This window comes from Bacteroides sp. D1 (genome assembly GCF_000157095.2).
In the GTDB taxonomy this organism is placed as follows: Bacteria; Bacteroidota; Bacteroidia; order Bacteroidales; family Bacteroidaceae; genus Bacteroides; species Bacteroides xylanisolvens.
The window spans coordinates 225949-238937 of sequence record NZ_JH114343.1 but is presented as its reverse complement, the minus strand read 5'-3'; the positions used below and the strand labels follow the sequence as shown (position 1 = coordinate 238937).

At 44.6% G+C, this 12989-nt stretch carries 6 protein-coding genes; 2 read left to right on the top strand and 4 right to left on the bottom strand.

Going from position 1 to position 12989, the window contains the following annotated elements; translation table 11 throughout:
- The first annotated feature begins 41 nt into the window (after positions 1-41).
- Positions 42-4052, top strand: a complete 4011-nt coding sequence (locus BSAG_RS09960; protein ID WP_008770510.1) for a two-component regulator propeller domain-containing protein — start codon at positions 42-44, stop codon at positions 4050-4052.
- 76 nt (positions 4053-4128) lie between these two features.
- The gene (locus tag BSAG_RS09965; RefSeq protein WP_004317389.1) at positions 4129-5094 is read left to right on the top strand and encodes a helix-turn-helix domain-containing protein; all 966 of its coding nucleotides are present in this window, start codon (positions 4129-4131) and stop codon (positions 5092-5094) included.
- A gap of 132 nt (positions 5095-5226) precedes the next feature.
- On the opposite strand, the gene BSAG_RS09970 is transcribed toward BSAG_RS09965, so the two are convergent.
- The 4 genes from BSAG_RS09970 to BSAG_RS09985 are packed head-to-tail and all read right to left on the bottom strand — an operon-like array spanning position 5227 to position 12973.
- Positions 5227-6129: a BT_3987 domain-containing protein gene (locus BSAG_RS09970; protein ID WP_004317387.1), complete on the bottom strand. Its 903-nt coding sequence runs from the start codon at positions 6127-6129 to the stop codon at positions 5227-5229.
- Between the two features lie 29 nt (positions 6130-6158).
- Entirely contained in the window at positions 6159-7955 is a 1797-nt protein-coding gene (locus BSAG_RS09975; RefSeq protein WP_004317385.1) for a RagB/SusD family nutrient uptake outer membrane protein, read from the bottom strand.
- Between the two features lie 25 nt (positions 7956-7980).
- On the bottom strand, positions 7981-11064 hold the full coding sequence (locus BSAG_RS09980; RefSeq protein ID WP_004317382.1) for a SusC/RagA family TonB-linked outer membrane protein: 3084 nt from the start codon (positions 11062-11064) through the stop codon (positions 7981-7983).
- Positions 11065-11086: 22 nt separating this feature from the next.
- Positions 11087-12973, bottom strand: a complete 1887-nt coding sequence (locus BSAG_RS09985) for a RagB/SusD family nutrient uptake outer membrane protein (RefSeq protein WP_008997583.1) — start codon at positions 12971-12973, stop codon at positions 11087-11089.
- Positions 12974-12989: the final 16 nt, after the last annotated feature.

Below are 12989 nucleotides of genomic sequence, written 5' to 3'. Positions count from 1 at the left end.
AAAAACGTAATCTTTGGTCATGAAATTAAATCCGTAAAGCCATGAGAACCACTGCCCTTAAAATCGTCCTCTCCTTTAGTCTCGTGCTCTTAAACGCCAGCCTGTCGACAGGACAGATACAATATAATAATATACGCTTCAAACAACTAAGCATAGCCGAAGGACTCCCGCATAATACTATCAATGCGATTACCCAAGACAATCACGGATTCATCTGGTTCGGCACACGCAACGGCTTGTGCCGCTTCGACGGTTATAATATTAACCTGTTTGCACACAATGAGGCCGACAGCACCTCGCTCTGCCACGACTTTATCACCCGTCTGTATAACGATTCACTCCGCAACGTTCTATGGATCTCCACCGATCAGGGTATCTGCAGCTACGACTACCGGACGGAAGATTTTACCCGTTACCGGATTAAAGGAAATACCAAAGATGATGTTTGTTTCCTGAACACCAGTGACGGGATGCTCTTGGCGGCCTGTAGTAACGGACTCTACCACTACAATGAACAGGACAGCCTGTTCGTTCCTTTCCTTCTCAATGAAGAGAAACCGCATGTGAGATATTTTGCAGAAGACGGAGATAAAACCCTATGGATTGACACCAACAAAGGACTGATGCGATACAGTCTGGAGAAGAAACAGTTCGTTTCGCTCCCTACCCTAATCCAGCCTTTTGCACAGCAATGTAACAATGCCGTGTTGATCTCGTCCAACCAGCTTTTATTCAATACCAATAATGATTTCTTCGTTTACCACATACAAAGCAATACTCTGTGCAATCTCTCCAAAGATCTGGAAGTAAAAGATTTCCGGTGTGCGTCAACCGACCATACCGGGAATATATGGGTAGGAACGGAGTATGGCATCTTCGTGTTCAACAAACTCTACCAACCGATTGCACACTACGAACAATCCGAACGGGATTTAAGTGCCCTGAACGATTCGCCCATTTACAGTCTTTATCAGGATAAGGCCCACAACATGTGGGTGGGAACCTATTTCGGAGGGGTCAACTATTATATATTCGGCTCCGACCAGTTCCGGATATATCCATACGGAGGCAGTTTCAATCATTTGAGCGGAAAAGCAGTCCGCCAGATTATCAATGCGCCGGACAACGGATTGTACATCGCTACGGAGGATGGCGGATTGAATTACCTGAACAGTAAAAAAGAGATTACCCGCGCCGAACGGCTTCACAAACAGATGCAAATCTACGCCAAGAACATACACTCTCTATGGCTCGACAAAGATAACAGCCTATGGCTCGGACTGTTCCTGAAAGGAGCTCTTCACTATATACCGCATTTAAACCGTACGGTAGACTATAATCTATTGTCGGAAGAGGTTTCGTCCGGCTTCTGCATCATCGAAGACAAGAACGACCACGTTTGGTACGGAGGGCCTTCAGGCTTATTCCTGATCGACAAGAAAAAAGCCAATGCCCGTCCGGAAAAGATTTCACCGCTCCGTATTTTCAACCTGGTACAATTCAATGACAGCATACTTTGGGCAGGAACCCGGAAAGGCAGTATGTTCCAGATAAATACCCGTACGCTGAAAGTTACCTCACTCCCTATCTTGCCGCACACCGATCTCTATGTAACCTATATCTACCCCGATTCACACCAACGGATATGGATAGGGACAGACAACAACGGGCTTTATGTATCAGACCGCAACGGAAGCATCATCGCTTCTTACAGCAAAGAGCAGCTGGGCTCGAATGCCATTAAAGGCATCATAGAAGATGAAATGAACAACATCTGGGTAGGAACCGGAAGCGGGCTCTGCTGCATCAATCCACAGATGGAAAATATCGACCGTTATACCACAGCCGACGGACTGCCGATTAACCAGTTCAACTACTCCTCCGCCTGTAAGAAGCCCGACGGAGAGCTGTATTTCGGAACCATCAACGGCATGATTTCTTTTTATCCGGAACAGGTACGCTCCGTCAATCCTCATTTCAACATTGCCCTGACTGCTATATGGAGCAACAGCGAATATATGTCGCCCAACAACGAGAAAGCGTCCATTCCTTCCTCCATCTCCGAACTGACAGAGATTACCCTGACACACGACCAGGCCCAATCCCTGCGTCTCGAATATTCCGGACTGAATTATCAATATACCTACAACACTCAATATGCCATGAAAATGGAAGGTATCGACAAGGACTGGCAGTTTGTGGGCAACCAGCATCAGGTACGCTTTTCAAACCTGCCTTCAGGAAGGTATATTTTAAAGATCAAAGCCAGCAAAGACGGTATTCACTGGGACGAAACGGGACAAAAGGACCTTGCCATCAGAATCCTCCCACCCTGGTGGCTATCGCCGGGAGCGTATTTTGTATATGCATTGCTCTCCTTATTAATCATCTACGCCGCCTACCGATATACCAAAACGCGTATTATCCTGCTCATGCGACTGAAAACGGAACATGAACAGCGTGTCAACATGGAGAACATGAATCAACAGAAAATAAATTTCTTCACATACATCTCCCATGATCTGAAAACACCATTAACCCTGATTTTATCACCTCTACAACGATTGATCCAGCAGCCGCAGATTAGTAACAACGACAAGGAGAAACTGGAAGTTATCTACCGCAACGCCAACCGGATGAATTATCTGATTAACGAACTATTGACATTCAGTAAAATCGAAATGAAACAGATGCATATCAGCGTCCGTAAAGGAGATATCATGCACTTTCTGGAGGAACTCTCCCATATCTTCGACATCGTAGCCGGAGAACGGGAAATCGACTTTATCGTCAGTCTGGAAGATACCAAAGAGGAAGTCTGGTTCTCGCCTTCCAAACTGGAACGGATTCTTTATAATTTGCTCTCGAACGCATTTAAATACACACAACCCGGCGGATACGTCAGATTGAGTGCCAAACTGATTAAAGAGGAGAAAGAAACCATGGTTCAAATCTCCGTCAAGGACAGCGGCAGAGGAATTCCCAAAGACGTTCAGGAACAAATATTCGAGAGCTACTACCAGGTCGAAAAACGCGACCACCGCGAGGGATTCGGCTTGGGACTTTCGCTCACCCGTTCGCTCATCCACATGCATAAAGGAGAAATACGGGTAGAGAGCGAGGTCAACAAAGGTTCGGACTTTATCGTCACCCTGAACGTATCGGAGGATGCCTACGCACCCGACGAACGCTCTTCCGAAAACATCACGACAGAAGAAATACAAAAATACAACCAGCGAATCAAAGAGACAATCGAACTCATCCCCGAAAAGCTGACCAACAAAGAGAAAGACTCCGGCAGAGAATCTATCATGATTGTGGAGGATAATAAAGAGATGAATGATTACCTCGCCAGTATATTCGGTGAGAAATATGACATCATACGTGCCTACAACGGAGCGGAAGCCTGCAAGAAGATAGCCAGACAACTGCCGAATCTGATTATATCGGACTTAATGATGCCGGTGATGGACGGACTGGAATTCACGGAACGCGTCAAGCAAGATGTAACGACCAGCCATATCCCCGTTATCCTCCTGACTGCCAAAACAGATGAGAACGACCATACAGAAGGCTATCTGCGGGGAGCGGACGCCTATATCACTAAACCTTTCAACGCCAAGAACCTGGAGTTGCTGGTACAGAATATCCAAAAGAGCCGGAAACAGAATATCGAGCACTTCAAACAGGCGGAAGAACTGAACATCAAGCAAATCACCAACAATCCACGGGATGAGGTATTTATGAAAGAACTGGTAGAACTGATTATGGCGAACCTCACCAAGGAAGATTTTGGAGTAACTGAAATCACAGCCCATCTCCGCATCAGCCGTAGTCTGCTGCACATGAAACTGAAATCACTCACGGGATGCTCCATCACACAGTTTATACGGACCATCAAGATGAAGGAAGCCAAAACCCATTTACTGAACGGCATGAATGTTTCCGAAGCCTCATTCGCTGTCGGTATATCAGACCCGAATTACTTTACAAAATGTTTCAAAAAGGAATTTAATATCACTCCGACAGAGTTTCTCAAGCAATTGAAGTAATTCGCCGGAACTGGCACTTGTAAATCTCCTTATACTCTACAAAGTTTGAAAAAGAATACGTAACTTTGTAGTAATTATGAGTGAAAGTCAGAATATTGAATATAAGGAATCGTGGAGAGACGAATATCTAAAGTGGATTTGTGGTTTTGCAAATGCACAAGGTGGACGTATCTATATCGGTATAGACGATAACCAACAAGTGGTTGGTGTAGCAGACACCAAACGACTGATGGAAGACATTCCTAATAAGATTGTTAACTACCTGGACATTGTAGCTGATGTAAATCTTTTGCATAAAGAGGATAAAGACTACATCGAGATTGCCGTGCAACCGTGTAATTTGCCTATCGCTTATCACGGTATATATCATTATCGTAGCGGTTCTACCAAACAGGAGTTGAAAGGTGCAGCCTTGCAACAGTTTTTGCTTCGCAAAATGGGGCATTCGTGGGATGATATTGAAAACGAAAGAGCTACATTGGATGACATCGACCGCCAAGCTATTGATTTCTTTTTGCGTAAAGCCGTCGATGCCGGACGTATGCCTGTAGATTCATTGAATGAAACTACGGAAAAAGTACTCTCTAATCTGAATCTTATCGGTGGGGAAGGTAAGTTGCGCAATGCTGCTTTACTTCTATTCGGCAAAAATCCTGCAAAGTTTTTCACCAGTGTGCAATTTCGTATTGGGAGGTTTGGTCGTGATGAAGCCGACCTGATGTTTCAAGATGTAGTGGATGGAAATATCATTCAGATGACCGATCGCGTGATAGAAGTATTGAAATCCAAGAATGATGACCCTTTAAATGACCCTTTAAATGACCCTTTAAAACTATCATCATTAGAAAAAGACATATTAAAATTGATAGTAAAAGATAATCAGTCAACATATGATAATCTAGCCATATCTTTATCTGTTTCCAGTGCTACGATCAAGAGAGCATTTCGCAACTTAAAAGTGAATGGCTGCATTATTCGAAAAGGCTCGAAAAAGATAGGTTATTGGATGATAACAGAAAAAGGAAAATCTATTCTAAAGTAGATCGTAAGCTAATTTAAGCGATATAAACCTAACAGAATGTCTAAAAAACATCACCGGTAATCAGCCTGCAACATCGTTGATTCAGCTAATTACCGGCGACAGATAGACACCTATAATCGACTAATACCTATTCTACCATTCCTGGAAGCGTAAATCAGCTTCCGGATTCTGACGACGAATCAGTTCCTCGTCAACCTGATAAGTGACGCCACCTTTCGTGTACTTATAAGAAAGCGTAAACTTTGGCTGCTTTCCTACAAATTCCAACGATTCGGCTGCAGGATCTAATGAGGCGGACGCATCTATGATAGCAACACTTCCTCCGGCTTCGATAGTAACGCTTCCGTCCGGATTGACTGTCAGATTTACCGACTCATTATTTTCCAATGTGTTTCCGAAACCCGGTCTGCGTAATTTGTTTCTACCTAACGAAACAAAGTCGCGGGTCATATTCTGACTCAAATCCTTGTTATTGTATTCAGTCACCTGCTGGGTGGATAAGTTAGTAACTTTCCCTTTCACAAAGTATGTCCCATGATACTGGCTGACGAACTTGACAACTACAATGCTGTAATCCTTCAACTGACCGTTCACGTCGGTACTTACTTCATCCTGATTATGATCGACCAGCCGGAAAGGGATGGCATAATGCTTATCCAAAGCGGCATCGTCATTATAGAAAGCATCGGAGAAAGTCACTTTCACATCTGCTATTGCCAGATTCGGATTGCTAATTGTCATCTTGTTCGGATTAGCCAACTGATAATAGTTTTCCGGCATCAGTGTCAAGCCCGTACCCTCCAGTAAAGACGGATCGATCTCGAATGTAGCCCAATCATCGGTATGCACTTCTCTTTTGCCGCCAATGGCCACTCCTACCTTTATCGACATATCTGTGTCGGCTACCAGTGTCCGCAAAGGTTTTTGCGAAGCAAAGTACACAGAACTCTTATCGTAGTCCTTTTCATAATCGTCATAACAAGCAGTCATCAGAACGCTTATCAGCCCTATCCATAATATATTTAGTCTTTTCATTGTAAATAAGTATTTATATCAACAGCACGTTATTCCCAACCCTGATTATTCATTAGATTCTTATTCTTTTCCAGCTCTGCATACGGTAATGGCATGAAATAGTTTTTCACTTCATATTTCCGTTGTTCCACTTTCTGTACTTTGAAGCTGAATGTGCCATCTTCATTGCGGGTAACGGCAACACCCTCCACCTCTTCGTTCAACGGTAATACCCAACGACGCATATCAAAATAACGATGATTCTCGAAAGTAAATTCCAAGCGACGTTCGTTCTGAATCAGCTTTCTGAACGAGTCTTTACTTTGAGCCATTTCATCCAGATAAAGATCAAAGTTGATACCCCCGGCTTGCGAACGGATTGTTTTCAATATTTCGTATGCAGAATACAGGCATCCTTCGGCTTTCACCGTCGGGTTGCCCCAAGCCTCATTGGCTGCTTCGGCAAAGTTAAGAAGAACTTCCGATTTTCGTAACAAAGGATTGTAATGAACCGAGTTTAAGGTCTGAATCGGATTCAGCATAGCCGATTTCTTGGAAACGAATTTAGCCAGATAATAACCCGTACGTGTAGCATTCTCACTAAACGAAGGAGAATCTTTTCCACCCTCGGACATATCCAACGGCTGACCGGAATCGCCAAATGTAGCACTATGATAGTAGACATTCAGTGCAAAGCGATTGTCCAGCACGGCATAAAGCTGCGTCAGATCGAAATCAGGATCAGACAGATCGACACCGGAACGGACATCGGTTGCCGGATAGCCATTCTTCGCATAAAAAGCCTTTACCAGATTATGAGAAGGAGTGGCACGGGCACTTCCGTAGTAGAACGGCGGGAAATGGAAACCTTCCAACAGGTTATTATTAAAATATCTGCGGAAAGCATAATCGGAACTTTCCGTCTGAACATCGGCAATGGAAGAAGCCGTAACAGGAACATAAGTTCCGAAACCTTCCATGCCCAAAATCTTATTGATCTCTTTGGCTACCGCTTCCCATTTTGCCTGGTAAACCGTAGGGTTCAGTATTTCGAATTGTCCCATGCCGGTGATCTTCGTCACGTCATCATCCTGCATGGCAGGGCTTGCGCTATATAAAAGCGCACGACTTTTCAGAACAGCTGCCGCCGCTTTCGTGGCACGACCGATTTGTGTATTACCAAACTCCAAGTCATCTCCCTGATACACGTTCGGCAATAACTCGATGGCATTATTCAAATCGTTGACGATAAAATCGACTGTTGCCTGATAAGTAGGACGAAGAAATTCACCATTTTGCGCGGCCTCATCCTGCGAAATAAAATGATCTGCCAACGGAATACCCAACGCTTTTCCATTCCTCGCCTTTCCGCCGTACATCTTCAATAGCTCAAAATGCCACCATGCACGCAGGAAATACGATTCACCTTCCAGACGCAGCTTGATTTGCTTGTCCACTTCCGGGTCGGTACGGTTGTACTGCACCTGGTCGGTCAAGCCGTTTTCGAGGAAAGAGTTTACATAGTTCAACATGTTGTACGCATTACTCCAGTTTCCGATCGGGTTGTTAAACGCTGTCATCCCACCCATATTTAATTTATAGACAGAAGAGTTGCGCAGATTAGTCACTGCATTATCGGTAGCACAATCCAGAAAGTTATCTTCAAAACAATCCGGACGGTTGGCTATGCCATTATAAGCTTTATATAGTACGCCTTGAGCAAGTTCCGGCACTCTCCAGGTATCAGAGTCTCCGATCTGCCACGTCACCTTTGTATCCAATGTGTCGTCACAAGCACAAAAGAAAAACAGACCTGCTAAAACGCAACTTCCTAATATATGTTTCATATTGCCATCTATTAATTGTTCAAAATTAAAATACAAAAGAGACTCCGCCTGTAAAAGTACGTGTCACCGGGTAGTTTGTCACACCGGCATTCAGCAATTCAGGATCCAAATCTTTCACGGAAGAAAGAACAAACAAGTTTGCACCACGAGCGAAAACCTTCATCTTCTTCACTACCGAACTTGGGGAGAACTGATTGAACGTGTAGCTCAATTCAACATTCTTCATACGGAAGAAGCTTGTATTCTTCAACCAGAAAGAAGAATTGCGGAAATTGTTCTCACCGGCAGTGGTTGTCAGGCGCGGATAACTTCCGGTCGGATTATTTGCTGGATGATAACGATCTAATGCCAGTTTAGAGTATTTACCTTCTCCATTGTTCCAATAATAAGCATTTGTTGCCCAAGTGTGAACGCCCAGTTCGGAATATCCCTGAAGATACAATCCCCAGCCTTTGTAACTTACATTGAAATCGATGCCCAATGTAGTACGTGGGAATGAGTTTCCGAGTTCCTTTACGTCACGACCGTCAATGATCTTATCGCCGTTCAGGTCTTTGTAGGCGATGTCGCCTTCCTGATAATCGGCAAACGTCTGGGGGGCATGTCCGTTGATGGCTACATCTTTGCCAAATAATCCTTCGGCAACCAGTCCCATCATAGCATCGGTAGAACGCCCCACTGTATAACGGTATTCTTCACCATGTTTCACTTGGTTCCATTTCAATACTTTATTCTTAGACCATACGAAATTAGCTCCTACCGAATAAGACCAGTCGTTGATACGGTCGCTCCAGGTGAACATTCCTTCTATACCATGATTCAAGACGGAGCCCATGTTATCCTGGTAGGTAAAGTTGCCAGTATAATCCCCGTAAGAGGCATCAACAGAACCAATGATGTCCGTATGTTTCTCACGGAAATAGTTTATTTCGGTATATAAGCGATTATTCAGGAACAGGCCTTCCACACCGATGTTCCATTCTGCTGCCTTTTCCCATTTCAGGTTCGGATTGCCCGCACGGACAAAAGTGGAATAGTAAGCCGTAGCACCGTTGTTCGTTGTTCCGAACCGGAAACTGCCGTCTTGCGACCAGGCACGTTCATACAATAAATGTTCAGTGCTTCTGTCATATCCCAGGATACCGGCGCTGGTTTTCAGTTTCAGGAAGTTCACGTATTCATTGTCTTTCAGGAAATCTTCATTGCTTAGAATCCAGGCAAGGCCACCCGCAGTCGAGAAGAAGTATTTATTTCCCGGTTTGAAACGGTTGCTTCCCATCAATGCCATATCCGCTTCCACAGCATAACGGCGGTCATACATATAGTTCAGACGCAATGCGTAGTTTGCATTGATGATGTCCTGGGTCACTCCCTGATTCGTTGTTTTCGAGTACATATAAGTCAGGCGTGCTGATACATCGTGTTTTTGGTTGAATGTATTCTCATAACCGGCAAAAGCATTCCAACCCAATGTCTGTTGCAAGGTAGTCGACTTCCGACTCTGTGAAGTGGCTACATCTGTTTTCTTCATCTGGGTGTACATGATCTGTTCCTCACCGGCAAAGTTACGATATGTTTTGATGGCATACGTCGGATAGACTTTGCTCAAAGAGAGTTGCAGGTAATCATAGTTGTCGAAAGAAAGGAAAGCACCGGCTTTCAACCCTTTTGTCAGCATATCAAGATCGAATTTCAAACCGATATTGGTCTGGCTGCGTGTATAACGCTCATCCGTATATCCTCCGTACATTGTTTCCGCGTATGCATTCATCGGACGCAGCAGACTTGCGCCAAACAAAGGAATTCCGTCCGAGCTGGCTAGTCCGGTTTCTTCCGGTGACATAGTCAGCGGGTATTCATTCGGACGATGCGTAGACAGGGCCGTAAATACCTGACCACAGTCCAATTGCCCCCATTTACGCATTTCCATACGTCCGGCAACGTCTGCGGATATAGTCAGGAAATCCGTTACATTGAAGTCGAGGTTTCCGCGAAGAGTCAGACGGTGCAGTTGCGGAGTATAGGTAACGTCTTCAAATCCGCTACCTCCTACATATCCGGCAATCAGGGCATAACGCACTCTGTCGGTACCTCCCGTCATATCGAACGATACTTTCCGATAGTTGGCATTTTTGTTCAATAACTGATCGTACAAATCGACGTTCGGATACAATAGGTCATTGGCTCCTTTGGAGTTTTTATATCCTTCCAGTTGTTTCTGATTATAGTAAGGAGTCAATCCGTCATTTGCACGCGCTTCATTGTACAGATTAGCATACTGATAAGAATTCAGAAAATCAGGAGTACGCGTCATCTGTACCACACCTGCTTCGGCGGTTGCGTTATAAATGCGGCGGTTGGCCTTTCCTCTGCGGGTAGTCACCCAAAGTACGCCATTCGCAGCACGCGCCCCATAAAGAATCTTGGCAGTGGCATCTTTCAGCAACTCGATACGTTCGATTTCTTCAGGAATCAAATCCGCTGCCGGACGTTCCACACCATCGATGATAACAATAGCTGTATTCTCCGACATGCCATGCTGGCCACGGATAAATAAATCAGGCGTATTATTACCCAATCCGCTGACTGTGGAGCGAACTTGCAGACCTAACATTTTACCTTGCAGCATATTAGTCAGCGTCAAATCAGGGAACGTTCCGAACTGTCCGTTCTCCAGTACGCTCGTTGCGCCTACTTCATTCCCTTTATACGTCTTGCCACCATCGGCTCTATTCACCAACGATTCTTCGGTCAGGAACAGAGGCTCTTTCTTCAGGACAATCTTTTCAGGAACGATATTGCTGCCTGTCAGCTTATACACTTTATCTTCATATCCCAAAGCCTCCACCATGACGGTTGCGTCATTCTCGACCTTCGTCTGAAAACGTCCCTTTGCATCTGTATATAGAACGACTGCGCCTTCTCCACAAATGATAGAAACATTCTTCAACGGGCTACCTTTCTCGTCGGTAACAATAGAAACTACTTCCACCAAAGGCTTCTTCGCCGACTTTCTCTTTGATTTATTCTGTGCGAAAGTCAGGCTAGAGCCAACGATAAGGACAAATATGAGCCCTATCAGTCTTATATATCTAATCTTGTTTCTCATATACTTTTCTTTATTTTAGGTATCACCATCCGGGGTTCTGTTGAAGATTATCCAAAGCCGCCACTTCATCCATCGGTAGCGGATACCAATAATTACGCTTGTTAAACGTCCGCACGGCTGTCCTCACCGGAACATACTCGTAAGTAAAGTCGGTCAACTTATAAGTGCAGGCTTTTTCCACTTTCAACTGGTCGGCCGTATAAGAATGATTGATCGGGGTTGCTTTGACACCCATGATCGGATATTCACCCTTAAACAGGTCTTCAGCAATCATCCAACGGCGGATATCATACCAGCGGTGTCCTTCGAACATCAATTCCACACCACGTTCCCGACGATAAGCTTCTCTAAAATCCACTCCATCCGGTAGTTCGCCGATTCCGGCTCTTACACGGATTTTATTCAAAGCCTGACGGGCCGACATCGTACAACCCGTAACGACTGCATCCGGATCACCTGTCGCCTCGTATGAAGCCTCTGCCATATCCAGATAAACTTGCGAAACACGAATGTACACAGCCACCAAACGATATAATTGGAAACCAGCTTCGCCAAACAAAGGCACACTTGCTTCCGGCCAAATGAACTTCTTACACATATATCCGGTCTGTTGAGAGCCTCTCGTAAACTGATTGGTAGAAATGAAGTTCTCGGAGTAACCGCCCGAATAAGTAGTCAGATAATAAGGAACACCCTGTAAATTCTTTCCCCATTGCTCACCGGGCACGAGGATATTATTAGTGAAGCGAGGGTCTCTATCCGAGTAAGGATTGGTAGTCTTTACCGCATCATAACCGGAACGCGGATCAGTGATCGGATAGTAGTTGCCGTCGGCTCCCTTACGTTCGTACATATCTACCGCATTTTGTGTCGGAGCATTATAAGGAGTACCTTCGGCACCGGTTTTATTATCGTATGGTTGTGTCAGCCACTGCGCTCTGACGAAAGCAGACCAGTTGCCATGATGCCAACGCAGGAACCATAAATATTCCGGTTGTGCGAATTGATTGGAATTAGGCATTAATTGAATACTACGATATTCGTCATGATTCATCAGGCGATAATATTCGTGACTTTCAATAGCATTGATCGCCTTTTGCGCACTACGGGCAGCTTCGGCAGCCATCTCTTTTCCATATCCTTTGTTTTCAATAGAATTCAGGTCATTCTGCATCAAAGGGCTGGCAGCATACAGCTGTGTCATCGCTTTTAATGCCATGGCGCTTACTCTGTCAGGCCGTCCATGTTCCTCGTCAGGCCAGCTTATAGGTAAATATTCAATGGCTTTATCCAAGTCAGTCTGCATCCAAGCATTGGATTCCTGATAAGTTTTACGAGGAAAGTCAAAGTCGTCCGATGCTCCCCAAAGCTGGTCAAAGATGGGCATTCCGCCATATCGTTTGATAATCTCAAAATAGAAGTAGGCACGCAGGAAATGAGCCTGTCCCAACAGTTTTCTCCTTTGGTCGTCTGTGATGGATTTCACTTGATCTACTCCGCTAATTACACGGTTCACGATACGAAGTCCGGTATAAGCACGAGAAATAGCACTTTTGAAATTCTTCCCATCACTTTTACTTCCTATTTCGAAACGTGTACCGGCATTCTCCAGCCAGTTACCTGCATTGACAAACTTCGACGGATCATTATCGCGAACAGATGCATATTCGTCCGATAAATTACCTACTGTTACGTATGCATTCGAATAAGAGTTGATACCATGTGTAAAGATTAATATATCATCATTTTGAAAGATGCGGTCCATGAACCCTAACAAACTGCTATAATCTTTATAAACATCATCTTCGGAAAGTCCGTCATCGGGAGAGCGGTCCAGATAGTCCTCACAGCTTCCTATAAACAGCCCCAATAGAATGATCCATATCCAATTCAACTTATGTCTTCTCATATCAGTAAATTTAAAG

Excerpts from the sequence above, each read along its gene's own strand:
- BSAG_RS09960 (WP_008770510.1), top strand. The coding sequence starts at position 42 with ATGAGAACCACTGCCCTTAAAATCGTCCTCTCCTTTAGTCTCGTGCTC.
- BSAG_RS09965 (WP_004317389.1), top strand. The coding sequence starts at position 4,129 with ATGAGTGAAAGTCAGAATATTGAATATAAGGAATCGTGGAGAGACGAA.
- BSAG_RS09970 (WP_004317387.1), bottom strand. The coding sequence starts at position 6,129 with ATGAAAAGACTAAATATATTATGGATAGGGCTGATAAGCGTTCTGATG.
- BSAG_RS09975 (WP_004317385.1), bottom strand. The coding sequence starts at position 7,955 with ATGAAACATATATTAGGAAGTTGCGTTTTAGCAGGTCTGTTTTTCTTT.
- BSAG_RS09980 (WP_004317382.1), bottom strand. The coding sequence starts at position 11,064 with ATGAGAAACAAGATTAGATATATAAGACTGATAGGGCTCATATTTGTC.
- BSAG_RS09985 (WP_008997583.1), bottom strand. The coding sequence starts at position 12,973 with ATGAGAAGACATAAGTTGAATTGGATATGGATCATTCTATTGGGGCTG.